General features: G+C 75.0%; 22 protein-coding genes, 1 tRNA gene and 1 other RNA gene. 15 read left to right on the top strand and 9 right to left on the bottom strand.

All coding sequences use genetic code 11. The features are described 5' to 3' along the window. Positions 1-35: 35 nt before the first annotated feature. Together ACI794_RS13995 and ACI794_RS13990 are read right to left on the bottom strand one after the other, a co-directional pair. On the bottom strand, positions 36-1,775 hold the full coding sequence (locus ACI794_RS13995; protein WP_456616656.1) for a serine/threonine-protein kinase: 1,740 nt from the start codon (positions 1,773-1,775) through the stop codon (positions 36-38). 18 nt (positions 1,776-1,793) lie between these two features. After that, on the bottom strand, positions 1,794-2,204 hold the full coding sequence (locus ACI794_RS13990; protein ID WP_456616655.1) for a hypothetical protein: 411 nt from the start codon (positions 2,202-2,204) through the stop codon (positions 1,794-1,796). Between the two features lie 100 nt (positions 2,205-2,304). Between ACI794_RS13990 and ACI794_RS13985 the strand changes: the two genes are divergently transcribed. Continuing rightward, a tRNA-Ser gene (locus ACI794_RS13985) sits at positions 2,305-2,389 on the top strand. Positions 2,390-2,440: 51 nt separating this feature from the next. Here the strand turns inward: ACI794_RS13985 and ACI794_RS13980 are convergent. Then, positions 2,441-3,145, bottom strand: a complete 705-nt coding sequence (locus ACI794_RS13980) for an EamA family transporter (protein WP_456616654.1) — start codon at positions 3,143-3,145, stop codon at positions 2,441-2,443. Positions 3,146-3,591: 446 nt separating this feature from the next. Here ACI794_RS13980 and ffs point away from each other — a divergent pair. Beyond that, positions 3,592-3,687: signal recognition particle sRNA small type (ffs, locus tag ACI794_RS13975), an RNA gene on the top strand. Between the two features lie 154 nt (positions 3,688-3,841). Here the strand turns inward: ffs and ACI794_RS13970 are convergent. Continuing rightward, a complete protein-coding gene (locus ACI794_RS13970; protein WP_456616653.1) occupies positions 3,842-4,999 on the bottom strand; it encodes a hypothetical protein in 1,158 nt (385 codons plus the stop codon). Continuing rightward, complete coding sequence (locus ACI794_RS13965; protein WP_456603761.1) at positions 4,996-5,523, bottom strand: SigE family RNA polymerase sigma factor; 528 nt, start codon at positions 5,521-5,523, stop codon at positions 4,996-4,998. Before ACI794_RS13965 ends, ACI794_RS13970 begins: the two co-directional genes overlap by 4 nt. Before the next feature lie 193 nt (positions 5,524-5,716). Between ACI794_RS13965 and ACI794_RS13960 the strand changes: the two genes are divergently transcribed. From ACI794_RS13960 to ACI794_RS13925, 8 genes are all read left to right on the top strand, one after another. Further along, entirely contained in the window at positions 5,717-8,122 is a 2,406-nt protein-coding gene (locus ACI794_RS13960) for a DNA polymerase III subunit gamma and tau (RefSeq protein ID WP_456616652.1), read from the top strand. Between the two features lie 134 nt (positions 8,123-8,256). Then, a complete protein-coding gene (locus ACI794_RS13955) occupies positions 8,257-8,595 on the top strand; it encodes a YbaB/EbfC family nucleoid-associated protein (protein WP_166533398.1) in 339 nt (112 codons plus the stop codon). A gap of 44 nt (positions 8,596-8,639) precedes the next feature. Continuing rightward, a complete protein-coding gene (recR, locus tag ACI794_RS13950; protein WP_456603763.1) occupies positions 8,640-9,239 on the top strand; it encodes a recombination mediator RecR in 600 nt (199 codons plus the stop codon). A 312-nt stretch (positions 9,240-9,551) separates the two neighbouring features. After that, entirely contained in the window at positions 9,552-11,261 is a 1,710-nt protein-coding gene (locus ACI794_RS13945) for an ABC transporter substrate-binding protein (RefSeq protein WP_456603764.1), read from the top strand. 103 nt (positions 11,262-11,364) lie between these two features. Beyond that, a complete protein-coding gene (locus tag ACI794_RS13940; protein ID WP_456603765.1) occupies positions 11,365-12,369 on the top strand; it encodes an ABC transporter permease in 1,005 nt (334 codons plus the stop codon). A gap of 31 nt (positions 12,370-12,400) precedes the next feature. Continuing rightward, positions 12,401-13,342 (top strand): ABC transporter permease, encoded by a 942-nt coding sequence (locus ACI794_RS13935; protein WP_456603766.1) that lies wholly within the window; start codon positions 12,401-12,403, stop codon positions 13,340-13,342. Continuing rightward, positions 13,339-14,379, top strand: coding sequence for an ABC transporter ATP-binding protein (locus tag ACI794_RS13930; RefSeq protein WP_456616651.1), 1,041 nt, complete (start codon positions 13,339-13,341; stop codon positions 14,377-14,379). Before ACI794_RS13935 ends, ACI794_RS13930 begins: the two co-directional genes overlap by 4 nt. Further along, complete coding sequence (locus tag ACI794_RS13925; protein ID WP_456603768.1) at positions 14,376-15,548, top strand: ABC transporter ATP-binding protein; 1,173 nt, start codon at positions 14,376-14,378, stop codon at positions 15,546-15,548. The genes ACI794_RS13930 and ACI794_RS13925 overlap by 4 nt, the downstream gene beginning before the upstream one ends. Positions 15,549-15,626: 78 nt before the next feature. Here the strand turns inward: ACI794_RS13925 and ACI794_RS13920 are convergent, their stop codons facing one another. After that, on the bottom strand, positions 15,627-15,989 hold the full coding sequence (locus tag ACI794_RS13920) for a Rieske (2Fe-2S) protein (RefSeq protein WP_456603769.1): 363 nt from the start codon (positions 15,987-15,989) through the stop codon (positions 15,627-15,629). Positions 15,990-16,109: 120 nt separating this feature from the next. On the opposite strand from ACI794_RS13920, the gene ACI794_RS13915 reads away from it, so the two are divergent. Continuing rightward, complete coding sequence (locus ACI794_RS13915) at positions 16,110-18,173, top strand: TPM domain-containing protein (protein WP_456603770.1); 2,064 nt, start codon at positions 16,110-16,112, stop codon at positions 18,171-18,173. Between the two features lie 62 nt (positions 18,174-18,235). Then, the gene (locus ACI794_RS13910; RefSeq protein ID WP_456603771.1) at positions 18,236-18,994 is read left to right on the top strand and encodes a VOC family protein; all 759 of its coding nucleotides are present in this window, start codon (positions 18,236-18,238) and stop codon (positions 18,992-18,994) included. A 48-nt stretch (positions 18,995-19,042) separates the two neighbouring features. Here the strand turns inward: ACI794_RS13910 and ACI794_RS13905 are convergent, their stop codons facing one another. From ACI794_RS13905 to ACI794_RS13895, 3 genes are read right to left on the bottom strand one after another with little or no spacing between them, the layout of a single operon-like run. After that, a complete protein-coding gene (locus ACI794_RS13905; protein WP_456603772.1) occupies positions 19,043-19,465 on the bottom strand; it encodes a PPOX class F420-dependent oxidoreductase in 423 nt (140 codons plus the stop codon). Next, on the bottom strand, positions 19,465-20,433 hold the full coding sequence (locus tag ACI794_RS13900) for a pirin family protein (protein WP_456616650.1): 969 nt from the start codon (positions 20,431-20,433) through the stop codon (positions 19,465-19,467). The genes ACI794_RS13905 and ACI794_RS13900 overlap by 1 nt, the downstream gene beginning before the upstream one ends. 10 nt (positions 20,434-20,443) lie before the next feature. After that, positions 20,444-21,457 (bottom strand): pirin family protein, encoded by a 1,014-nt coding sequence (locus ACI794_RS13895; RefSeq protein WP_456603774.1) that lies wholly within the window; start codon positions 21,455-21,457, stop codon positions 20,444-20,446. 193 nt (positions 21,458-21,650) lie between these two features. Between ACI794_RS13895 and ACI794_RS13890 the strand changes: the two genes are divergently transcribed. Genes ACI794_RS13890 through ACI794_RS13880 form a run of 3 tightly spaced genes read left to right on the top strand, consistent with a single transcriptional unit; the run spans position 21,651 to position 25,389 of the window. Further along, positions 21,651-22,250 carry a helix-turn-helix domain-containing protein gene (locus ACI794_RS13890; protein WP_456616649.1) on the top strand — a complete coding sequence of 200 codons (600 nt, stop codon included), beginning with the start codon at positions 21,651-21,653 and terminating at the stop codon, positions 22,248-22,250. Continuing rightward, positions 22,247-23,539 (top strand): MFS transporter, encoded by a 1,293-nt coding sequence (locus tag ACI794_RS13885; protein WP_456603776.1) that lies wholly within the window; start codon positions 22,247-22,249, stop codon positions 23,537-23,539. The genes ACI794_RS13890 and ACI794_RS13885 overlap by 4 nt, the downstream gene beginning before the upstream one ends. Positions 23,540-23,568: 29 nt before the next feature. Further along, on the top strand, positions 23,569-25,389 hold the full coding sequence (locus tag ACI794_RS13880; protein ID WP_456603777.1) for an ABC-F family ATP-binding cassette domain-containing protein: 1,821 nt from the start codon (positions 23,569-23,571) through the stop codon (positions 25,387-25,389). Positions 25,390-25,518: the final 129 nt, after the last annotated feature.

Here is a 25,518-nt window from a genome sequence, read left to right as displayed (position 1 = left end):
CCGGGAGGGCGGGGGCTGCGTCGTCCGGGAGCCCCTCAGGCGGGGAAGTCGCTGTCCAGGATCAGCTGCCCGTCCCGGACCAGGAACGTGAAGACGTGCGGCCCGGTCTCGCGGCGGCCGTCGGCGTAGCGCAGTTCCATCGTGGCCGTCGCGGTGTTGTCGCCGTCCGCGGCCTGGATGTCGCTGAGACGCACGTCCTCGAACTGCTCCCAGTACCTGATGTAGTTCGCGCGGCTGATGTTCGCGCGCAGCGTCGGGCCGGTGCGCTCCCACGCCTGAGCGGGGTCCTCGATCACCTGCTCGTGGTAGTCCTCGACGAAGTCGCGGATGTTGTCCGCCGTGAGCGGGTCCCCGTCGTCCCCGTTCCCGCCGTTGCCGTTCCCGCGGTTGCCGTTCCCGCGGTTGCCGTTCCCCTCGTCCTCGCCGTCATCGCCTTCCACCACCACCTCCTCCTCCGCCGGCGGCGGCACGACCGGTGCAGCCGGCTCCTCCGGCTGGGTCTCCGTGGGCACCGGCTCCTGGCTGGAGGTGGGGGCCTCGGACGTCGTCGACGTGGGCGAGGCGGCCGTGGCGTCGGGGTCGCCGCCGGAGGTGCCCAGCCAGACCCCGAGCGCGGCCAGCAGCGCGAGGACGCCGACGCCGGCCGCCACCCACGGTCCCCGGCGGCGTCCGCGGCGGTCGGCGGGCGCCACGGCCGCTGCCGGCGCAGCGGGCGCCGCGGCGGCGGACCCGACGGGAGGTGGCTGCGGCAGCGGGGTCCGGGCGGCGGGCGGGACGGGTGTGCGGGCGGCCGGCGGGATCGGCACCGGCGTCTCGGCGGAGGCCGGTGGCGCGGTGGAGGCGGCGCCCGCGGCGAGCACCGCCGTCCCGGAGGGGCCCGCCGGGCGCAGGTCGGTGCGGGCCACGAGCACCGTCGTCGGGTCGCCGTCCCGTCCCGCGGCGAGCCGGGCCAGCTCGTCGCGCACCTCGGTCATCGGCGGGCGGACGCCGGGGTCGTCGGCGAGCATCCGCAGCAGGGGGTCGGTGAGTGCCCCGGCCCGCTGCGGGGGAGTGATCCGTCCCGCCGCCACCCGGTGGAGCATGCTCAGCGGGTTGTCCTGCATGCCGAACGGTGGCTGGCCCTCCAGGCAGGTGTAGAGCGTCGCGCCGAGGGAGAAGACGTCGCTGGCCTCGGTCATCTCGTGCCCCTGGGCGACCTCCGGCGCGAGGAACGCCGGGGTGCCGGTAATCTGACCGGTCTGGGTGAGGGTGACGTCGCCGCTGGCGTGCGAGATGCCGAAGTCGGTGATCTTGACCAGGCCGGCGACGCGACCGCCCTCCCCGATCAGGACGTTGGCCGGCTTGACGTCGCGGTGCACGATCCCGGCCGCGTGGGTGGCCGCCAGCGCGTCGGCCACCTGCGCACCGATCTGCGCCACCAGGCCGGCGGGCAGCACGCCCTCGGCGCCGAGGACCTCCGCGAGGCTGCGGGAGGGCAGGTACTCCATGACCAGCCAGGGCGCCCCGCCCTCGAGGGCCACGTCGTAGACCGAGATCGCGTGCGGGTGGCTGAGCCGGGCGGCGATCCGGCCCTCGCGCAGCGCCCGCTGCCGCTGCTCGTCGATCAGCTGCTCGTCGGCGCCCAGCGGCGAGAGCACCTGCTTCACCGCGACCTGCCGGCCCAGCCGCTCGTCGCGCGCCAGCCAGACGGTGCCCATCCCGCCGCCGCCGATCTGGGACTCCAGCCGGTAGCGGCCGGCGATGAGACGGCCGGGCCCGGTGGCGGGACGGGTCATCGACGGGCGGCAGCCGGGTCAGACGGTGGAGGGCACGCCGTACCGACGTGCGTACTCCTCCTGCGCACCGACCGGCAGGACGTCGTACAGCCCGCCGAGCTCGGTGTGCACGTCGCCGTCGAGGTCGTCGAAGATCCGCTGCCAGGTGGGCGGCTCGTCGTAGCTGCGGGTCAGCAGCAGCTCCCAGGCCTGCGCCTGGCGATCGCGCTTGCTGCGCTCGGCGGCGAACTCGGACAGGTAGCGGTCCTTCGCGGCGGTCTTCTCCGCGGCGGTGGCGCCGGCCGGCAGCGCCGCGGCGTCGCCCCCCTTGAGCACACCGACGATCGCCTCGACGACGTCCGGCCGGACCTCGCTGTGCTCGTCCATGTCCTGCGCCTCCTCCTGTGCGGCCCGCAGGTGCAGGCCCTTCCCCGCCGGCCATCCGGTCAACCGCTCTGCGGTGAGGATGCCGCACGCCACCGCGGCCGGCCTCCCCGGCGGTGTCCCGGCGAGCCGCGCGAGGGCGCCCGGTACCATCGACGCCGTACCTGGAGGATTCGCCTAGTGGCCTATGGCGCTCGCTTGGAAAGCGGGTTGGGGGCAACCCCTCGGGAGTTCGAATCTCCCATCCTCCGCAGCACCGACGGGTCCCCGGCACACGCCGGGGGCCCGTCGCATCTCCGCGGTCAGGCGCCCGCCGTCGGCACGGGCTGCCGCAGCCGGCGCAGGTAGAGCCCCGCGACCGCGCCGAGCACGAGCAGCCCGCCGACCAGCGCCAGCGGCGCCAGGCGCTCGCCCAGCAGCAGCGTGGCCAGCGCGGTCGCGGTCAGCGGCTCCAGCAGCGTGACGATCGAGGCGACCGCGCCCGGCACGGTGCGCAGCCCGGTGAAGAACATCGCGTACGCCACCGCGCTGGGCACGATGCCCAGGTAGAGGAGCACACCCAGCGCCACGGGGTCGGCGGTGAACCGCAGGCCGGTGGCGAGCGCGACCGGGGTGAGCAGCAGCGCACCCCCGGCGAAGCCGACGAGGGTCACCGGCACCCCGGCCGGCACCCCCGCCCCCGCCAGCGTGACGACGGCGTACCCCAGGGCGGAGCCGACGGCGAGCAGGGCGCCGAGCAGCACCGCCGTCCCGGTGTCCGCCCCGGCCGAGATGCCGACGAGCAGGACCAGCCCGACGAGGGCGACGACGAGGGCGGTGACCGTGGCCGCGTCCGGGCGGCCGTGGCCGAGCACCGTCGCGCCGACGGCGATGAGCAGCGGGGCCAGCCCCAGCGCGACCAGGGTGGCGATGCTGACCCCCGCCGTCGCGACCGCCGCGAAGTAGGCCAGCTGGTAGCAGGCCAGGCCGGCGCCGATCAGCGCCAGGCGGACGGACGGTGGTGCCACGCCCGACCGCCGGCGCCGGGGCGGCCCCGCGCCGGGTGAGCGCCCAGGGGAGGAGCAGTGCGACCGCGCCGATCGCCATGCGGTGCCAGGCGATGTCGAGGGGGCCGAGGTCGCTGTGCCGGGCGACGATCGAGCCGCTGAAGCCGGAGGTGCCCCAGCAGAGCGCGGCCAGGACGACGAGGGAGAAGCCGCGACGGGACGCGGTGGTGCTCGGGGAGGACATGACGCTCCAGGTGCGGCTGCCGGGACGGGGCTCGTTGCCCGGAGCGCGGGACGGATCAGCCCGCCGGGCTCCGGGTCAGGAGCGCGGCGGGGGAAGTGACAGGACCCCGTCCCCCCCGCCCCTCGCACGCCCGGGGCGAGCCTCCGGACGGGGCCACAGCGTCATGGGCGGCAGCGTAGCGGGGCGTGCGTCCGCGGCCCGAGGGGTTTCCTCTACAGTGGAGCGCGACCCCTCGTGTGGCGTCATCCTGTGAACCTCCCCAGGGCCGGAAGGCAGCAAGGATAAGCGGGCTCTGGCGGGTGCGCGGGGGGTCCTCGCTTTCCCGGGGGCCGGTCGCCACCGCCGGATACGGCCTCGCCGGACCTCCGCATCGGCGGCCAGGGCTCGATCGGGTTCCTGCTGCACCCGGGGTGTGAGCCCGGTGCCGGTCCACGAGGTGCCGGCACCGGGCTCACGACCGGGAGCCTCGGCGATCAGCCCACGACGACCGACTCCACGACCCGTCGCATCGTCTCCTCGCTGCCGGGACCGAGGGGGAGGGTCCCCCCGAGACTGATGCTCCGAAGGCCGTCGTGCATCCAGACCGTGAACGTCGCGATGCCGGGGTTCATGGTGCCGAGGTCGGTCATCACCCAGGCCTCCTGCGTGCCGGGGACCGTCGTCCGGGCGTACCCGTCGCCCACCGACTGGCCCGGGAGCAGAGGGGTCACGTCCAGCGTGAGGAACGTCGCCTGGCCGTCCACCTGCGGGCCGTACCAGATGAGCGTCGAGTCGGTCCGGTGTTCGGGGGCACTGGACCCCGGCGGGACCGAGAAGGTGATGTCCTGGACGGTGCGGCTCTCCCACGCCGTCGAGGGCTGGTGGGCGCCGCCCGGGTCCTCCTCCACGGCGGCCGGGGTGACGGCGAGCGAGGCGACGACGCGCTCGGCCATCTGCACACCGGTGTCCCCGCCGGGGAGGAGGGCGGAGACCCGGAACTGCCGGTCCCCGTCCAGGAGGTACAGCCAGACCGACGTCGTCGCGACCTCGGCGCCGGCGCCGTCGCTCCGGCTGGCTGCGTCGACACCGCCGTAGGCGGCGTCGGCGCCCGCGACGGTGAACCAGTCGCCACCATCGGCGGGGTACAGGCCACCCTCGTAGGTCACGATCTGCGTGATCTGCACCTCGGCGTACACGTCACCGCCCAGGCGTGGGCCGTTCCAGGTCAGGGACGGGCCGTCGAACAAGGAGGGGGCGGGTCCCGGGTCGATGGTGTCGGCCGCACGCGCGCCGGGCGGGACCTCGAAGGTCACGCCCTCGAACGTGCGGATCTCCCAGCCCGTGACCGGCGCGGTCGGCTCCGCCGCGGGAGTGGCGGAGACCGGCGGGGGCGGGGTGGACGTCCGGACCGGCGTCGGTCGCGCCACCTCCTGCCCGCGGTCCGCGGTCAGCGCGTCGACCGCGACCACGGTTCCGGCCGCCACCGCGGCGGTCGCGGTGGTGACGGCGAGGAGGGCCAGGCGGCCGCGGCGCTTCCGCCGGTGCCGGAGGCTCGCGTCCCGCACGAGACCCACGACGTCGAGCGGTGGCGTCATGTCGTCGGCCAGCGCGGTCAAGCGGGAACGGAGGACGGTGGTCTCGTGGTCGTTCACTGGTGCCTCCCCGACGCGGGCGTGAGGTCGTCGTCCGTGCGGGGATCGAGCAGACCGCGCAGCGTGCTCAGTCCCTTGGCGACGTGGTTGTTGACGGTGCTGCGCGAGCAGCCCATGAGCTGTGCGGTCTCCGCCTCCGTGAGGTCCTCGAAGTACCGGAGGACGACGGCGGTGCGGACCCGTGGCGACAGGCGGAGGAGCGCCTGGCGCATCTCGTCGGTCTCGGCGTGCGCGCTCTGCGGGTCGCCGCCGCCGACGTCGGGGAAGGTCTCGAGGACCCGCTCGGTGTTGGTCAGGCGGCGCAGCCAGCTCAGATGCGCGTTGATCATCAGCCGGCGCACGTAGGCGACCCGGTGGTCGGCCTGGCGGACCTTGTCCCAGGACCCGTAGGCCTTGGCCAGAGCGGTCTGGAGCAGGTCCTCACCGAGGTGGGCGTCCCCGGTGACGAGGCAGGCCGTGCGCAGCAGCGGCCCGCCGTGGTCGGCCACGAAGTCGGTGAACTCCGCGTCCCTGTGTTCGGTCACTCGCTCCTCCGGAGGTAGGTCTCGTCAGGAGGACGCCCCGAGGAACCGGTCCCGCCCCATACCGGTATGTATCGGTCTCATAACAGCCGGTCGGCACCGCCGACCGCAGCGGGCCGGGGACGTCCGCCCGGCCGCGCGGGGGCCCGCCCGGCGCTTCGTCGGTGGTGTCGGTCCCGCCGCGTAACCTGCGTCCGTGGCACTGGCGCTCTACCGGAAGTACCGCCCGGCGACCTTCGCCGAGGTGGTCGGGCAGGAGCACGTCACCGCGCCGCTGGTGAACGCGGTCGACGGCGGCCGGATCAACCACGCCTACCTCTTCAGCGGTCCGCGCGGCTGCGGCAAGACGTCCTCGGCGCGGATCCTGGCCCGCTCGCTGAACTGCGAGCAGGGGCCGACGTCCACGCCGTGCGGCGTCTGCGGCTCCTGCGTGGCGCTCGCCCCCGACGGGCCGGGCTCGCTCGACGTCATCGAGATCGACGCGGCCAGCCACGGTGGCGTCGACGACGCGCGCGACCTGCGCGAGCGGGCGTTCTTCGCGCCGGTGAGCAGTCGCTACAAGGTCTACATCGTCGACGAGGCGCACATGGTGACGACGCAGGGCTTCAACGCCCTGCTCAAGGTGGTCGAGGAGCCGCCGGAGTTCCTGGTCTTCGTCTTCGCGACGACGGAGCCGGAGAAGGTGCTGCCCACCATCCGGTCGCGCACCCACCACTACCCGTTCCGGCTGGTGCCGCCCACGACGCTGCGCACCCTGCTGGAGAAGACCTGCGCCGCCGAGGGCGTGCAGGTCGAGCCGACGGTCTTCCCCCTGGTCGTGCGGGCCGGCGGTGGCTCCGTCCGCGACTCGCTGTCGATCCTGGACCAGCTGCTGGCCGGCGCCGGGCCGGAGGGCGTCACCTACAGGACCGCCGTCGGGCTGCTCGGCGTCACCGACGACGCCCTGCTCGACGAGACCATCGACGCGCTGGCCGCGCACGACGCGCCGGGCGTCTTCCGCGCCGTCGACCGCGTGGTGGAGGCCGGGCACGACCCCCGCCGCTTCGCCACCGACCTGCTCGACCGGCTGCGCGACCTGATCGTGCTCGACGCCGTCCCCGACGCGGGGGGCAACGGCCTGCTCGACTGCCCGCCCGACCGGCTGGACCTGATGAACCAGCAGGCGCAGGCGCTGGGCTCGGCGACGCTCTCGCGGATGGCCGACACCGTGCACGAGGGGCTCACCGAGATGCGGGGGACGACGGCGCCCCGGCTGCTGCTCGAGCTCGTCTGCGCCCGGATGCTGCTGCCGGCCACCGACGGGTCGGCGGCCGCGACCCTGCAACGCCTGGAGCGGCTCGAGCGCCGGATGTCGATCGCCGGCGAGCACGCCGGCCGGCCGCGGGAGGAGATCGGCCACCGCGAGACCGTCCGGGTCGACGCCGCCCCGGCCGACGCCGCCCCGGCCGACGCCGCCCCGGCCGCGGGCCCCGACGCGGGCCAGCCCACGCCGTCGGGTCCCAAGCGGGAGTTCGTCCGCCGGTCGCAGGCGGAGCAGGCGGTCGCGCGCCCGGACACCCGACCGCCGGCCGCCGCCGCGCCCCCCACGTCCGCGCCCGCGTCCCCCGCAGCCGCCGCGCCGGCACCGGCAGCCCCCGCGCGATCGGCTCCGGCACCGCTGCCGGCCGGCGCCGCGTCCTCGACCCCGGCGCCGTCGGCCCCCGCGCCGGCGACCCCCGCGCCGTCGACCCCGGCGCCGGCGGCCGACGGCTGGCCCGAGACCGCGCGCCCAGGCGGCGGGGCACCGCGTCCCGCGGCGACCGCCGACTGGCCCGAGACCGCCGAGCCGGGCAGCCGCCCCCGGCCGGCAGCACCGCCCGCGCCGGCAGCACCGCCCGCCGCCGACCCGCCCACCCCTCGTCCCCGGGTGACGGCGGAGGAGCCGGACATCCCGCTGCCGCCCGAGCCCACCGACGACGAGGACTGGCCGCACCCCGCGCAGCCGGCCGCCGCCCGGGCCGCCGCCGCACGGGTGGAGCAGCCACGGCCTCCGGCGTCCCCGCCCCGCGCCGCCGCCGAGTCCTCGCCCGCCCCGCGCGGCGGCGAGCCGACGCCCGTGGTGTCGGCCAACCCGGAGCCGGCCGGTGACGGCGAGCTGACCACGACCGACGTCCGCCGGGTGTGGCCCGAACTGCTCGCGATCGTCAAGAAGCACAAGCGCACCACCGAGGCCCTGCTGAAGAACGCCCAGGTCCACCAGCTCTCGGCGGGCGTGCTCACGCTGTCGACCTCGTCCCCGGCGCTCGCCCGCCGGCTGGGGGACGACCTGAACAAGGACGTCCTCCGCGAGGCGCTCAACGAGCTGCTCGGGGTCCGCTGGCGCATCGACGCCGTCGTCGACGGTGCCGGGCCCGCCACCCCCGGCGCCCGGAACGCCGCACCGGAGGCCGCCCGCGAGGCGGCCCGGGCGGCGGAGGCGGCCGAGGCGCGCGAGCTCATGGCCGAGCGCGCCGCGGAGGGGGCGGACGGGGACGGCCGGGAGGCCGCACCCGCCGTCGACCAGGAGCAGGCGGCGCTGCAGCTGCTGCGGGCGCAGCTGGGCGCCCGCCCGGTCGACAGCTGACGAAGGCCCCCCTGCTCCCCGCCGCTCGCAGGCCCGCGTCGGATCCCTGCAGGGGGCGGGGCCGGCAACTCGACGCAGGCAGCACCCGGGGCGGCGCGCCCTCACCTGTCGCACCCGCGGCCTACTCTCGTGGCATGTTCCCCGGAGGCCAGCAGCCCGACCTGTCGCAGCTCATGAAGCAGGCGCAGCAGATGCAGCAGCAGCTCGCCGCCGCCCAGCAGGAGCTGGCGGCCACCGAGGTCACGGGCACCGCCGGTGGCGGGCTGGTCTCGGCGACGATGACCGGCGACGGCGACCTCACCGCGCTCACCATCGCGCCGGACGCCGTCGACCCCGACGACCTGGAGACCCTGCAGGACCTCGTCGTCGCCGCCGTCCGGGACGCCAAGCGCGCGGCGGACGAGCTGACCGCCAGCCGGATGGGGCCGCTCGCCGGTGGCCTGGGCGGCGGCCTGGGGCTGCCCGGCCTCTGATCGGGCGCACCCGCCCGATCCACTTCGCACACCCGAGGAGCACCGTGTACGAGGGTGCCGTCCAGGACCTGATCGACGAGCTCGGTCGCCTGCCCGGCGTGGGGCCCAAGAGCGCCCAGCGCATCGCGTTCCACCTGCTGTCGTCCGAGTCCGCCGACGTCAGCCGCCTGGTGGCGGCGCTGACGCGCGTCCAGGAGTCGGTCCGCTTCTGCGTGACCTGCTACAACGTCGCCGAGGCCGAGCAGTGCCGCATCTGCCGCGACCCGCGCCGGGCCGAGGACGTGCTCTGCGTCGTCGAGGAGCCCAAGGACGTCGTCGCCATCGAGCGCACCCGGGAGTTCCGCGGCCGCTACCACGTGCTCGGCGGCGCGATCAGCCCGATCGACGGGGTGGGCCCGGACGACCTGCGGGTCAAGGAGCTCATGACCCGGCTGATGGACGGCGCGGTCAAGGAGCTGATCATCGCCACCGACCCCAACCTCGAGGGGGAGGCGACGGCTGCCTACCTCGCGCGCCTGGTCGGGCCCATGGGGCTGGCCGTGTCCCGGCTGGCCAGCGGTCTGCCGGTGGGTGGCGACCTCGAGTACGCCGACGAGGTCACCCTCGGCAGGGCCTTCGAGGGCCGCCGCCGCATCGACGCCTGACAAAGGACCCCGCTGCCCCCACCGCTCGCAAGCTTGCGGCGGGCCCCTGCAGCGGGGCCGTTCCAGCACCTCACCAAGGTGTTCGATGCCCGCCTGACGACGGGCCGGAGTCCCGCGGCGTCACGGCGTGACCGCGCCGGCCTCCCCGCCGGTGGCTGAGGTCACGGCTTGGTTTCGATGGACGATCGGGCCTGCCGTGGAGCGACGGGCGCCGCCTAGGGTCCACAGGCGCCCGTGGACGCCTTCGCGTCCGCAGGCTCCACGTCCGGAACTCGTCCGGCCCGCCGTGGCCGAGGAGGCAGGTCTTCCGCGATGACACGTCGTCGTACCAGCCGAGCGCTCGCCGCATCCGCGGCGGCGCTCACCGCAGTCACACTCTCGGCCTGCGCCTCCAGCGACCGGGACTCCGGCGAGGGCGGCGGCGAGGGGGGCGAAGCGCAGTCCGGCGGCACGCTGGTCTTCGGCGCCGCCGGCGACCCCGCCATGTTCGACCCGGCGTTCGCCAGCGACGGCGAGACGTTCCGGATCGCCCGCCAGATCCACGAGGGGCTGCTCACCAACGAGCCGGGCACGACCGAGCTGGTCCCGGCCCTGGCCGAGGACTGGGAGGTCAGCGAGGACGGCCTGGAGTACACCTTCAACCTGCGTGAGGGCGTGCAGTTCCACGACGGCACGGACTTCAACGCCGAGGCGGTGTGCTTCAACTTCGACCGCTGGCACAACTTCGAGGGCCTGGCCCAGAGCCCGAGCGCCTCGTACTACTACCAGGCCGTGTTCGGCGGCTTCGCCAACAGCGACAACCCCGGGATCTACGAGGGCTGCGAGGCCGTCGACGAGAACACCGCGGTCATCACGTTCAACCAGGTGACCAGCAAGATCCCCGCCGCGCTGTCGCTGCCGGCGTTCTCCATCCAGAGCCCGACGGCCCTGCAGGAGTACGACGCCGACAACCTGTCGGGCTCCGAGGACGCGATCACCTACACCGAGTACGCCCTCGAGCACCCGACCGGCACGGGCCCCTTCAAGTTCGACAGCTGGGACCGCGGCAACGGTGAGGTCACCATCGTCCGCAACGAGGACTACTGGGGCGAGCCGGCCCTGCTCGACGAGATCATCTTCCGCACCATCCCCGAGGGGAACACCCGCCGGCAGGAGCTGCAGGCCGGCACGATCGACGGCTACGACTTCGTCTCGCCCGCCGACTACGACACCCTCGAGAGCGAGGGCTTCCAGGTCCTCGTCCGCGACCCGTTCAACATCCTGTACCTGGGCTTCAACGGCGGGAACGTCGAGGGCACGCAGGCCAACCCCGCGCTGCAGGACCCGCGCGTCCGGCAGGCCATCGCGCACGCGATCGACCGCGAGACCATCGTGAACTCGCTGCTCCCCGAGGGCGCCGAGGTGGCGACGAACTTCATGCCGCCGACGGTCGACGGCTGGGCCGAGGACGTGCCGACCTACGAGTACGACCCGGAGCGGGCCCGCCAGCTGCTGGAGGAGGCCGGCGCCACCGGCACCACCCTGCGGTTCTACTACCCGACCGACGTCAGCCGGCCGTACCTGCCGGACCCGGCCGCGATGTTCCAGGTGATCGCCGAGGACCTGCGCGAGGTCGGCCTGAACATCGAGCCGGTCGCGCTGCAGTGGAACCCGGACTACCTGCAGGCGGTGCAGGCGGGGCAGGCCGACATCCACCTGCTCGGCTGGACCGGTGACTACAACGACGCCTACAACTTCATCGGCACCTTCTTCGCCGAGGACCAGAACAACCAGGCGTCCGCGGAGTTCGGCGCGTTCAGCGCCCCGGAGATCTTCCAGGCGCTGGCCGAGGCCGACGCCGAGCCCGACCCGGCGAACCGGACCGAGCTGTACCAGGAGGCCAACCGCCTGATCAAGGAGTACCTCCCGGCGGTCCCGATCTCGCACTCCCCGCCGGCGCTCGTCGTGGCCGACAACGTCCAGGGGCTGGAGCCGAGCCCGCTGACCGCCGAGGACTTCTCGACGGTCTCCCTGGAGGAGTAGCCCGTCCCACCTCGACCGCGCCGGCGGTGGCAGCGACGCCACCGCCGGCGCGGTCGACGGTCCGGTACAGGACAGCGCTCTCCGGAAAGGCTGGTCCGAGCACGTGCTCCGCTTCATCGTCCGGCGGCTCCTCCAGCTGATCCCGATCCTGCTGGGGCTCTCCGTCCTGCTCTTCGCCTGGCTGCGCGCACTGCCGGGAGGGCCCGCCCAGGCGGCCCTCGGTGAACGCGCCACGCCCGAGGCCATCGCCCAGTACAACGAGCTGTTCGGCCTGGACGAGCCGCTCTACGTCCAGTACTTCCGCTTCCTGGGCCGCGCCGTCCAGCTCGACTTCGGCAACTCCACCCAGTACGGGCGGCCGGTCACCGACGTCTTCCTCGAGCGCTTCCCCGGCACCATCGAGCTGACCCTCCTGGCGATGGTCTTCGCCATCGGCGTCGGCATCCCGCTGGGCTACCTGGCCGCGCGCCGGCACGGCACGTTCCTCGACTCCGCCTCCGTGGTGGGGTCGCTCATCGGCGTCGCGATCCCGGTCTTCTTCCTCGCCTACCTGCTCCGGCTGCTGTTCGCCGTCGAGCTGGGCTGGCTGCCCGGGTCAGGGCGCCAGGACGTGCGCATCGACGCCACGCGGATCACCAACTTCTACGTCCTGGACGGCCTGCTCACCCGCGAGTGGGACGCCGCCTGGGACGCCCTGATGCACCTGGTGCTGCCGGCCATCGCCCTGGGCACGATCCCGCTGGCGATCATCGTCCGGATCACCCGGGCCTCGGTGCTCGACGTGGTCAACGAGGACTACGTGCGGACGGCGAACGCCAAGGGGCTGGCGATGGCGACGGTGCGCCGCCGGCACATCGTCCGCAACGCGCTGCTGCCCGTCTCGACGACCATCGGCCTGCAGACGGGCCTGCTGCTGTCCGGGGCCGTGCTCACCGAGACGGTCTTCGCGTTCGGCGGGGTCGGCTCGACGCTGTACGACGCGATCAGGCTCCGGGACTTCGCCGTGCTGCAGGGCTTCATCCTCATGCTGGCGATCGTGTACGTGCTGGTGAACCTGCTGGTCGACATCTCCTACGGCCTGCTCGACCCGAGGGTGAGGGTCCGATGACGCTCGCGGATCCGGACCGGGGGGCGGAGCGGTGACGGCGCTCGGGGACTACAAGCGCCAGCGCATCGACGCCCTCGCGGCCCGGGCCGGCCAGCTGCCCGAGGGCGATGCCGGGCTGTCGCTGACCCGCAGCGCCTTCCGCCGGCTGCGCCGGGACCCGGTGGCGATCACCGGCGCGGTCATCGTGCTGGTCTTCCTGGTCGTGGCGGCGTTCGCGCCGCTGCTGGCGCCGAAGGACCCGGTCACCCAGTACCTGCTGTCGGAGATCCGACCCGGCACCATCCCCGGGTCGCAGGAGGGCTTCCCCCTCGGCGTGGACAACCTCGGCCGCGACCTGCTCTCCCGCCTGATCTACGGCTCGCGGCAGTCGCTGATGATCGGTGTGGTGTCCACCGTGCTCGGCCTGGTGGCCGGGATGGCCCTGGGCGTGCTGGCCGGCGCCTTCGGTGGCTGGGTCGACACCGCGGTCATGCGCTTCGTCGACATCCTCCTGTCCATCCCGGGCCTGCTCATGGCGATCACCATCTCGGTGCTGCTGGGGCAGAACCAGTACGCGCTGATGATCGCGATCGCGGTCGTCCAGGTGCCGATCTTCGCCCGGCTGCTGCGCGGCTCGATGCTCGCCCAGCGCGGCAGCGACTACGCCCTCGCGGCGCGGGCGCTGGGTGTGAAGAAGAGCCGGATCGTGTTCGGGCACGTGCTGCCCAACTCCCTCTCGCCCGTCATCGTCCAGGCGACCCTGTCCCTGGCGACGGCGATCATCGAGGCGGCGGCGCTGTCCTACCTCGGCCTGGGTGATCCCGACATCGCCCGCCCCGAGTGGGGCGCCATGCTGGCCAACGCCCAGGACTTCCTGTCCATCCGCCCGGCGCTCGCGGTCTGGCCGGCGCTGTGCATCATCGTCGTCGCGCTCGGCTTCACGCTGCTCGGGGAGCGGCTGCGCGAGGCCCTCGACCCGAAGTTCCGGAGGTGAGCCCCCTGCAGGCACCGGTGCTCGAGGTGGAGGACCTCGCCGTCCGGTTCACCCGCCGCGGCGAGCAGCCGACCCTCGCCGTCGACGGCGTCAGCTTCTCGGTGGCGCCCGGGGAGACGATCGGCCTGGTGGGGGAGTCCGGCTGCGGCAAGTCGGTCACCTCCCTGGCGATCATGGGACTGCTGCCCCGGCGCGGGGTCGAGGTGACCGGCTCGGTCCGCTTCGACGGGAACGACCTCGTCGACGCCCCCGACCACGTGCTGCGCGGGCTGCGCGGCGCCGACATGGGCATGGTCTTCCAGGACCCGCTCTCCTCGCTGAACCCGACCGTGCCGATCGGCACGCAGGTCACCGAGGTGCTGCTGGAGCACCGCGACATGAGCAAGGCCGAGGCCAGGGACGAGGCGGTCCGGCTGCTCGACCGGGTCGGCATCCCCGACCCCGGACGCCGGCTCAAGGAGTACCCCCACCAGCTCTCCGGCGGGATGCGGCAGCGGGCGCTGATCGCGATGGCGTTGGCCTGCGCGCCGCGGCTGCTCATCGCCGACGAGCCGACGACGGCGCTCGACGTCACCATCCAGGCGCAGATCCTCGAACTGCTGCGCGAGCTCGTCGTCGACTCGGGGACGGCGCTGGTGATGATCACGCACGACCTCGGCGTCGTCGCCGGGCTCTGCGACCGGGTGCACGTCATGTACGCCGGGAAGATCATCGAGACCGCGGACCGGCGGGACCTGTTCGCCCGCCCCCGCCAGCCCTACACCGGCGGGCTGCTGGCGTCGGTTCCCCGGCTGGACTCCGCCCGCGGCGCGCCGCTCACGCCCATCCGCGGCTCGGCCCGCGACGCCATCCCGTGGTCGGAGGGGTGCGCCTTCGCGCCGCGCTGTGACAACGCCCAGGACGACTGCCTCACCGAGGTGTCGGGCAGCACGGTGCCGCTGGTGCCGGACGGCCCTGGCCGGGAGCTGCGCTGCCGCCACCCGATCGAGCACCCGTCCGCGTCGTCGGGCGCCACCGCCTCCGGAGCCGCCCGATGACCGCCGCCCCGACCGCCGGCACCCCGGCCACCGGCCAGGAGGACCTCCTCCGGGTGGAGGACCTCAAGGTCCACTTCCCGATCCGGAAGGGGCTCTTCTTCGACCGCACGGTCGGCCACGTCCAGGCCGTGGACGGCGTCTCGCTCACCGTGCAGCGCGGCGCCACCTACGGGCTGGTGGGGGAGTCCGGCTGCGGCAAGTCGACGCTGGGCCGCGCCATCCTGCGGCTGGAGGAGCCGACCTCCGGCCGGGTGCTGTTCGACGGCACCGACGTCGCCGCGCTCACGGGCGAGCCGCTCCGCCGGATGCGCCAGCGGATGCAGATGGTGTTCCAGGACCCGCTCGGCAGCCTGGACCCGCGGCAGAACGTGGAGTCGCTGCTCTCCGAGCCGCTCCACGCCCACGGGCTCGCCGGGGGCAAGGCCGGGATCGCGGAGAAGATCCGCGGCCTGCTGGACGCCGTCGGGCTGCCCTCGGCGGCGCTGCGCCGGTACCCGCACGAGTTCTCCGGCGGCCAGCGGCAGCGCATCGGCATCGCCCGCGCCGTCGCCCTGGAGCCGGACCTGCTGATCGCCGACGAGCCGGTCTCCGCGCTGGACGTCTCGGTGCAGGCCCAGGTGCTCAACCTGCTCGAGGAGCTGCAGGAGCGGCTGGGGCTCACCTACCTGGTCATCGCGCACGACCTCGCCGTCGTCCGGCACATCAGCGACGTCGTCGGCGTCATGTACCTGGGCTCGCTGGTGGAGCAGGCGCCGGCCGACGACCTCTACGAGCAGCCGTTGCACCCCTACACCCGGGCGTTGATGAGCGCCGTCCCCGTGCCCGACCCGGAGATCGAGGAGCAGCGGGAGCGGATCCTGCTGGCCGGCGACCTGCCCTCGCCGGCCGACCCGCCGAGCGGCTGCCGGTTCCACACCCGCTGCCCCTGGCGGCAGGAGACGCGCTGCGACGACGAGGTGCCGGTGCTCCGGGAGCTGGGCCCGGGGCGGCTGGTCAGCTGCCACTGGGCCGAGGAGATCCGCGACGGCGTGCTGCGGCCGCGGCCCCCCGAGGAGGTGCTGCACGCGGGTGCGGCCACCGGGCCGGACACGGGCGGGCGCACCGGGGACGACGACCCGACCCCGTTCCTCGGTCGCGACGAGCCCCTGCCGCGGCAGGAGCAGGGCTGACCGCCTCGCCCCTTCCGGGGCGCAGGAAGCTGTGCATGCGTCTCCGGGCCCGGGAACGCAGGTAGAGCCTCCTATGCCTCAGTCGGTCAGGACGACGTCGTCGCCGCGGCGGACCGCCCGGCGGACGCGTAGCCGGGCGATGCTGCCCAGCAGCCGGACCAGGCCGCTGTAGCCGGGCGTCGGCCCGTGGTAGCCCAGGAACCCGCGGGGCCCGTCGACCATCTCCCCGGTGCGCACGTCGTACCGGCTCTGGTGCCACGGGCAGACCAGGCACCCGTCGGCGTCCACGCTGCCGTCGGCGAGGTCGGCCAGCTGGTGGCGGCACCGGCGGGAGACGGCGAAGTACCGGTCGTCCCCCCGGTTGCCCACGGCCCAGCCGCCGACGGGGCGGACCGCCCGCGGCGGCAGGTCGGCGGCGGGGATCGAGTCGGGCTCGGGCACGCGGGTCTCCTCGCGGACGGCGTTCGGCGGCGCGACCGCCCTACCCACCGCGGCCGGGCCGGACCCCTCCGCCGTCGGTAGGGTTCTGCCGACCGACGTCCGCCGCTCCAGGAGGTACCCGTGCGCCGGCTGTGCGTGGTCCTGGCGGTGCTCGCCGTCCTCGTGCTCGGCGGCGGCCCCGCGTGGGCGGTCCCCCCGTTCCGGCTCACGGACCAGGTGACCGACCAGGTCGGTGCGCTCGGCGGCGGCGCCGCGCAGGTCCAGGACGTGCTCGACGACCTCCGCGCGGACACCGGCACGGAGCTGTACGTGGTCTTCGTGTCCAGCTTCGACGGCGCCGACCAGGGGGAGTGGGCCCAGGCCACGGCCGAGCTCAGCCAGCTCGGCGAGCAGGATGCGCTCCTCGCCGTCGCGGTGGACGACGAGCGGTACGGCACCGTGCGGCCGGCAGACTTCCCGGTCACCGGCGACGCCTTCGACGAGCTGACCGACGAGCAGGTCGCCCCGGAGCTCGCCGAGGGGGACTGGGCCGGCGGCGTGGCCGCCTTCGCCGACCTGCTTCGCGACGGCGGGACGGCGGCGAGCGAGGAGCCGGCGGTGGCCGCCGACGACGGCTCCGGTGGCGGGGGCGCGCTGCTGGTGCTCGGCGGCATCGCGGTGGTCGGGGGTGGCGTCTACCTGCTCGCCCGGTCCCGCCGCAGCGGTGGCGGAGCGCTGCCGCCGCGCCGCCGGCGGGCCGAGCCCGACCCGTACGAGGGCGTGCCCACCGACGAGCTGCAGGGCCGCGCCAGCGAGTCGCTGCTCTCGCTCGACGAGGCGATGAAGACCTCGCAGCTCGACCTGGACTTCGCGCGGTCGCAGTACGGCGAGGAGGCGGTCGCCGGTTTCGACGCGGCGCTGGCGCGGTCGAAGGCCGACCTCGGCCGTGCCTTCGCGCTGCGGCAGGAGCTGGACGACGACGTCGCCGAGGACGAGCCGACCAGGCGCCGCATGCTGGCCGAGATCCTGGCGCTCACCGGCGCCGCCGGCGGCCGCCTCGACGAGCAGAGCGCGGCGTTCCAGGAGCTGCGCGACCTGGAGCGCACGGCCCCGGAGGTGCTCGCCGGCCTCGAGCCGCGCATCGCGGCGCTGCGGGCGCGCCTGCCGCAGGAGGAGCAGCGGCTGGCGGGGCTCCGGCAGCGGTACTCCGGCGGGGCCGTGACCGCCGTCGCCGACAACGTGGCCGAGGCCGCCGCGCGGCTCGACGCCGCCGACGAGGAGGTGCGGGAGGCCCGGGAGGCGCTCGCCGCCGGCCGCAGCGGGGAGGCGGTGGGCGACATCCGCGCCGCGGAGGACGCGGTGGCGCAGACCGGCACGCTGCTGGACGCCGTCGGCCGGCTGGCCGCCGACCTCGCCGCGGCCGCCGACCGGGTGGGTGCGGCGCGCGCGGAGACGGAGAAGGACCTCGCCGAGGCCCGGTCGCTGGTGGCCGGGGGCGACCGCAGCGGCCTGCCACCGCAGATCGCCCGCGCCGAGGCCGCGCTGGCGGCGGCGGACGCCGCGCTGCGGCCGGCCGACGGCTCCCCGGGCGACCCGCTGGCCGCGCTGCGCCAGCTGGAGGACGCCGACGCCGCGCTGGAGGAGGCGCTGTCGGCGGCCCGTGACGCCCAGACCCAGGCGCGCCGGGCCGCGGCCGCGCTGGACCAGGCGCTGCTCACCGCCCGCTCGGCCGTGGGCGCCGCCGCCGACTTCGTCGACACCCGGCGCGGGGCGGTGGGGCCGGAGGCGCGCACCCGGCTGGCCGAGGCGCAGCGGCACCTGGAGGCCGCCGTCGAGCTGGGGCGCACCGACCCGGTGAGCGCGCTCCGCGAGGCGCACCAGGCCGGGCTGCTCGCCCAGCACGCGCTGGACCTCGCGCAGGACGACGTCGACCGGTGGCGCTCCGGGTACGGGCCCGGCGGCCCGGGCGGCTTCGGTGGTTACGGCGGGGGCTACCGCCGCGGCGGGGTCGACCTCGGCAGCCTGGTCCTCGGCGGCATCCTGCTGGGGGGCGGTCGCGGGTTCGGCGGCCGCTCGGGTGGCTTCGGCGGCGGTTTCGGTGGTGGCTTCGGCGGCCGGGGCGGCGGCGGTGGTTTCGGCGGCGGGGGCCTCGGCGGCGGCGGCTCGTTCGGCGGCGGCGGCCGCAGCGGCGGCGGGACGTTCTGACCCCGCCGAACTGTCGGTGCCCGGTGGGATGGTGACCTCCCCCACAACAGGAGGAGGCACCCATGCCCACCCGTGAGACCCCCTGGCCGCCCGGAACGCCCTGCTGGATCGACTACGGAGCCGCCGACCTGGAGGCGGCGAAGACGTTCTACGCCGGCCTGCTCGGCTGGGAGTACACCGGCGGTGAGCCGGAGTTCGGCGGCTACCTGAACGCGCACAAGGACGGGCTCCAGGTGGCCGGGCTCGGCCCGCAGATGGACCCGGACGACCCGCCCCGCTGGACCACCTACTTCTCGACCGACGACGCGGCCGCCGCCGTCACCCGCATCCGTGAGGCCGGCGGGACGGTGCTGGTGGAGCCGATGGAGGTCGGGCCGATGGGCACGATGGTCGTCGCGCTCGACCCGCAGGGGAACCCGTTCGGCCTCTGGCAGTCCGGTTCGCACACCGGCGTGCAGCGGTACAACGAGCCCGGCTCGCTGGTCTGGAACGAGCTGGCGGCGGACGACCCGGCTGCGGCTCGGGAGTTCTACACCGCGGTCTTCGGGTTCCGGTTCGAGGAGGTCCCCGCCGCCGAGGGCTACACGACCTTCGCCACCGACGGCGATCCGCTCGGCGGGCTGGGCGGCGTCGTGCCCGGGGCGCCGAAGGGCTGGGCGAGCTGCTTCGCGGTGGCCTCCACCGACGACGCGGTCGCCGCGGTGACCGCCGCCGGGGGGAAGGTCCTGCTGCCGGCCGAGGACACCGAGTACGGCCGCTTCGCGGTCGTCGCCGACCCGTGGGGCGCGCCGTTCTCGGTGATGGAGGTCCCGGCCGGGTGATGTGCACCCGGTAGCCGGTGCGAACGGGGCGCACCGGCGACGCCGGGGTCAGCCGGGCAGCTGGCCGTACGCGTGCTCCGGGCGGAACCGGACGACCAGTCGGCGGTCGGCGACCATCGCCGCCCGGTACTCGTCCCAGTTCTCGTGCTCGCCCGAGATGCCGCGGTAGTAGGCGATCAGCTCCTCGACCGCGGCGTCGTGCGGGTCCTGCGCGACCGCGGTGAGCTCGGCGGTGCCCTCGACGGCCACCCAGGTCCAGAAGTCCTTCGACGCCACGTGCAGGGTGACCCGCGGGTCGCGCTGCAGGTTGCGGGTCTTGGCGCGGTCGGCGGTCACCGAGACGCGGATCAGGCCGTCGTCCCAGGCGTAGCCGACGTTGGAGAGCTGCGGCCGGCCGTCGCGCTTGATCGTCGCGAGCACGCCCCAGCGCTGCTCGGCGACGAACTGCAGCAGCCGCGGGTCGGCGGCCACTACCGGACCCGTCCGCGCGCGACCAGCGGGACCGGTGGCAGCGGTGGGGCCTCGAGGCGGTCGCCGTCGTAGCCGACGACCGTGCCGAAGCGCCGGGACTCCGCGTTCCACTCCTCGGCGTACTCGGCGATCTCCTCGCCCGACCGGCCGACGAAGTTCCACCACATCACCAGCCGCTCCTCGAACGGCTCGCCGCCGAGCAGCAGCAACCGGGACGCCGCACCCGCCCGCACCCGCAGGCTCCGCCGGCCGGTGCCGAGGTAGAGCATCGCGCCCGGCTCGAGCGGGACGTCGTCGACCGACACCGACCCCGAGGCGGTGAGCAGCCCGTACTCGAACTCCGGCTCCAGCGGGACCTCGACGTCGGCCCTGGCGGCGAGGTCCAGGTCGACGCCGACCAGCGGGGTGTACGCGCGCCCCGGCGAGGTGACGCCGCCGAAGGAGCCCATGAGCACGGTCGCGGTCAGCCCGTCGGAGCTGAAACCCGGCAGCGCCGCGTGGTGCTCGAAGTGCGGGGCGACCTCGCGGTCCCCCTCGGGCAGCGCCACCCACAGCTGCGCACCGTGCAGGAACCGCGGGTGGGTGGCCGGCGACTGCTCGGAGTGGGCGATGCCGTGCCCCGCCGTCATCAGCGCCAGCTCGCCGGGGCGGAACCGGACGTCGCTGCCGAGCGAGTCGCGGTGGTGCACCTCGCCGTCCAGCAGCCACGACACCGTCTGCAGCCCCGTGTGCGGGTGGGGCGGCACCTGCATGCCCGGCGTGGAGGTGACGTCGTCGGGGCCGTAGTGGTCGACGAAGACCCAGGCGCCGACCATCCGGCGGCCGAGCGTCGGCAGCAGCCGGCGCACGCGGGTGCTCTCGCCGAGCATGACCTCCCTGCCCGGCAGCAGGTCCAGGGCCGGGCCGGCGGTGGTCCCCGCCAGCCCGCCCAGGCCGTGGGCGGGTGGGCGCGGTTCGAGGTTGCTCATGGCGCGGCTCCTACCGCTCGGCGTCGCCTGCAGTCTCGCCCCGGACGTCGCCGTGGGGAACCGGTCCCTCGACGCGCTGCGCCGGGATGGACCCCAGCCGGCCGGCGGAGTAGTCGGCGAACGCGTCCCTGACCTCGTCCGCCGTGTTCATGACGAACGGCCCGTACATGGCGATCGGCTCGTTGATCGGCCGGCCACCCAGGACGACGACGTCCAGCGCCGGGGTGCGCGACTCCTGGTGCACCGCGCCGCGCACGGTGACGGTGTCGCCGGGGCCGAGCACCGCGAGCTGGCCGGTCCGCACCGGGGCGCCGTCGATGCCGACCGAGCCGGCGCCGGAGAGGACGTAGACCAGGGCGTTGAAGTCCGGCCGCCAGGGCAGGTCCATGGTCGCGCCGGGGGCGATCGTGGCGTGCACCATCGCCATCGGCGTGTACGTCGAGCCCGGGCCGGTGTGGCCGCCGACCTCGCCGGCGATGACCCGCAGCAGGGCGCCGGCGTCCGCGCTGGCCAGCAGCACCGACTCCTTGGCCCGCAGGTCCTGGTAGCGCGGCTCGACCCACTTCTGCGCCTTGGGCAGGTTGACCCACAGCTGGAGACCGTGGAAGAGGCCGCCGCTCGTCACGAGGTGCTCCGGCGGGCGCTCGATGTGGAGGACGCCTCCGCCCGCCGTCATCCACTGGGTGTCGCCGTTGCTGATCGTGCCCCCACCGCCGTGGGAGTCGGCGTGCTCGAAGGTCCCGTCGATGAGGTAGGTGACCGTCTCGAAGCCGCGGTGCGGGTGCCAGCTGGTGCCCTTGGGCTCGCCGGGCGCGTACTCGACCTCGCCCATCTGGTCCATGTGCAGGAACGGGTCGAGCGCCCTCAGGTCGACCCCGGCGAAGGCCCGGCGCACGGGGAAGCCCTCCCCTTCGAAGCCCGACGGCGCCGTCGTCACCGACCGGGTGCGGCGGCGCACCGTGCGCGGGGCGGGCAGCGGGACCCGCGGCAGGGTGGTGGTGTCCTCGACGGTCACGGCGGGCATGCCGGCCTCCTTGATTGAGGGCTCAACTAGTGGTGAGCCTAACCCCGCATGCGCCCGTTGTCTTCCCCCTTCCGGCAGACGGGATCTGCGCAGTGGCCCCTCGGCGGCCGATGCGGCCGGTGTCCAGAACGCGTCGGCGAGCGAACGCAAAGAGATCTTTGCAAAGGAGTCTTTGCACCCCTACGCTGCAGCCGTGACCCCGCCTACCAGCCCGGTCGAGCCGGCCGTCCGCGTGACCGACGTCCGGGCCCTGCGCGCGCTCGCCCACCCCCTGCGCAACCGCCTGCTCGGCCTGCTGCGCCTGCAGGGCCCCGCGACGGCCAGCGGGCTGGCGCGAGCGGTGGGGGAGAGCAGCGGGTCGACCAGCTACCACCTGCGGCAGCTCGCCGCCTACGGGTTCGTCGAGGAGGTCGAGGACCAGGGGACAGGCCGCGAGCGCTGGTGGCGGGCCCGTCACCGGATGACCAGCTGGCGCGCCGCCGACCTCCTCGCCCAGGAGGGGGGTGCGGAGGTGCAGGAGGAGATGACCCGGCTGCAGGTGGACCGGCAGGCGGCGGTGGTCGACGCCTGGTACGCGCAGCGGGAGCGGCTCGACCCTGCCTGGGCCGACGCCGCCTCGCTGAACGACTACGCCCTGCGGCTCACGCCCGAGCAGGCCCGCGCGCTCAGCGAGGAGCTGGCCGCCACGCTGGCCCGCTGGGTCGAGGCCCACCCGGCCGGCGCGCCCGCCGAGGGCGGTGAGCAGGTCTGCGTCCTGCTCGACGTGCTCCCGGTCCCCGAGTGGCCGTCGTGACCGGCCCGGCCACCGTCCGCTCCGCGACCCGGCGGCTGGTCGGGCTGACGGCGCTGCGCTGGCTGCCGGTCGGGCTGACCACGCCGATCACCGTGCTGCTCGCCCAGGCGCGCGGCCTCACGCTCGCCGAGATCGGCCTGCTGTTCACCGTCCACGGGGTGGTGGTCGTCGCACTGGAGCTCCCCACCGGTGGGCTGGCCGACGTCTTCGGCCGCCGTCCCGTCGTGGTCGCCGGCGCCCTGCTGCACCTGGCCTCCTGCCTGCTGATCGCGACGGCGACGACGTTCACCGGCTTCCTGGTCGGCGTCCTCGCGCTCGGGCTGGGGCGCGTGCTGGACTCCGGCCCGCTCGAGGCGTGGTACGTCGACACGGTGCACCGGCTGGAGCCGAAGGCGGACGTCGCCCCGGGCCTGGCGAAGCACTCGGCCGCCGACGGCGCCAGCCTCGCGGTCGGCGCGGTCGTCGGCGGCTTCCTGCCCTCGCTGCTCGGGAGCTCCGGGGCCGAGGGGCTCGCGCTGCCCTACCTCGGCGCGGCGGTGCTGGACGTCGTGTACGTCGCCGCGGTGCTGCGACTGCTGACCGAGCACCGTGCCACACGCGAGGGGAGCCTGGGGGGCGCTCTCGCGGCCGGGGCCCGGGCGCTGCCGCGCACGCTGGCCGGCGCGGTGCGGCTGTCGGTGACCGACGGGCCGATGCGGCTGGTCCTGCTGCTGACCGCCGTCGGCGGCGTCGGGCTGGTCGTGTGCGAGCTGCTCGGCCCCGTGCGGTTCGCCGAGCTGACCGGCGGCCGGGACGACGGCGCCGCGGTGTACGGCGTCGTCCTGGCGATCTCCTTCGGCGGGGCGGCGGTGGGGGCGGTGCTCGCTCCGCACCTGCGGCGGTTGCTGCGCGGCTCCACCGCGGCGGCCGGTGTCGTCCTCTTCGTCCTCGGGGGCTCGGCGCTCGCCCTGGTCGCCGGGCCCGACGCGCTCGCGCCGGCCGCGACCGGCTTCGCCCTGTACTACCTGTCGCACGGCGCGGTCTGGCCGTTGCTGAGCGCCGTCCTGCACACCCGTGTCGACGCCGTGCACCGGGCGACAGCGGTCTCGGCGATGTCCCTGTCGCTGGCCGTCGGCGGGATCGTCGGCAACCTCACCGTGCCCCCGCTCGCCGCGGCCGCCAGCACGGGGACCGGGTTCCTCGTCGTCGCCGGCGTCGTCGCGCTCGGCGCCCTGGGCTGCCTGCGGCTGCCCCGGTCGACCGCGGCCGGGGCCGCCGTGGTCCGGGACGGGGCGTCCGTCGGATACTGAGGGCCCATGACTCCTCCCCGCAGCAGCCGATGAGCGCGCCCCTCAACCTGGTCAACCTCGAGCGGGTGCACAAGGCCCACGGCACGACCGTCGTGCTCGAGGACGTCTCGCTCGGCGTCGCAGCCGGCGAGCGGATCGGGATCGTCGGCCGCAACGGCGGCGGCAAGAGCACGCTCCTGTCGCTGATCACCGGCACCGACGACCCGGACTCGGGCCGTGTGACCCGCCGCGGCGACCTCGCGATGGGCGTGCTCGACCAGTCCGGCACCCTCCCGCCCGGGACGACGGTGCGCGACGTCGTCCTGCCCCCGTCGATGTTCGCCGCCGAGCACGAGTGGGCCGGCGACCCCGCCGTCCGCTCGGTCCTGACCGGCCTGGAGCTCGACCGGCTGGGGCTGGACGCGCCGGTGGCGCCGATGTCCGGGGGCGAGCGTCGCCGCGTCGCGCTGGCCGCCCAGCTCATCCGGCCGCTGGACCTGCTGGTGCTCGACGAGCCCACCAACCACCTCGACGTCGAGGGGGTGGCGTGGCTCGCCGAGTACGTGAAGCAGCGCAGCGGCGGCCTCGTCGTCGTCACCCACGACCGGTGGTTCCTCGACGAGGTCTGCACCACCACGTGGGAGGTCGCCGACGGCGACGTCCACTCCTACGACGGCGGTTACTCGGCGTACACGCTGGCCCGGGCCGAGCGCGCCCGGATCGCCTCGGTCACCGAGGAGCGGCGGCTGAACCTGGTGCGCAAGGAGCTGGCCTGGCTGCGCCGCGGCCCGCCGGCCCGCACCAGCAAGCCCCGGTTCCGCATCGAGGCCGCGCAGGCGCTGATCGCCGACGAGCCGCCGGCCCGCGACTCGATGGCGCTCAAGGGCTTCGCCGCCCGGCGCCTGGGCCGGACCGTCTACGACGTGGAGGACGTCGACTACGCCGTGCCCACCGACGAGGGCCCCCGGACGCTGTTCCGCGACCTCACGTGGCACGTCGGCCCCGGTGACCGGATCGGCATCGTCGGGGTCAACGGCGCGGGCAAGACGTCGCTGCTCAAGCTGCTCGTGGGGGAGACGCAGCCCGACTCGGGATCCGTCGTCGTCGGGCAGACGGTGTCTCCGGCGTACCTGTCGCAGCACGTCACCGAGCTGCCGCGCGCGCTCCGGGTGGTGGAGGCGGTGCAGGAGGTCGCGCGCATCGCCCGCATCGGCAACCAGGAGATCTCCGCCTCGTCGCTGGCCGAGCGCTTCGGCTTCCTCGCCAACCGGCAGTGGACGCCGGTCGGCGACCTCTCCGGCGGCGAGCGGCGGCGGCTGCAGCTGCTGCGCCTGCTCATGGCCGAGCCCAACGTGCTGATCCTCGACGAGCCGACCAACGACCTGGACATCGACACCCTCACGGCGCTGGAGGACCTGCTCGACAGCTTCCCCGGCACGGTGCTGGTGGTCAGCCACGACCGGTACTTCGTCGACCGCGTGTGCGACAAGGTGGTCGCGCTGCTCGGCGACGGCACGCTGGCCGAGCTCCCCGGCGGGGTGGAGGAGTACCTGCGGCGCCGAGCGGCCGGCGGCGCCCCGCTGACCACGGCGGACGGGAGCGACGGTCCGCGTCCGGTGGGCGCGCCCTCGACGTCGGCCCCCGCGGTGTCGGCGGCCGAGGCGCGGGCGGCGAAGAAGGAGGCCGCCAAGCTGGAGCGGCGGATGCTCAAGCTGGACGCCGACGAGAAGAAGCTGCACGAGCAGCTCGCGGCGGCGGCCACCGACTACGCGAAGGCCGCCGAGCTCGACGCCCGGCTGAAGGAGCTGCAGGCGGAGAAGGAGCAGGTGGAGGAGGAGTGGCTGGCCGCGGCGGAGACCGCCGAGGGCTGAGCGCTCGTCGTCCTCCCTCGCGGGCCCGGCCGCCGTCCTCCCTCACGGCGGCGCGTCCTCCCTCACGGCGCACGGTGAGGGAGGACGCTCGATGATCAGGCAACCTGATCATCGCCGGGGCGGCGGGGT

Source organism: Blastococcus sp. SYSU DS0541 (genome assembly GCF_054050875.1).
Note: the sequence above shows the minus strand (reverse complement) of the source record. Positions and strands in the feature narration are given on the sequence as shown.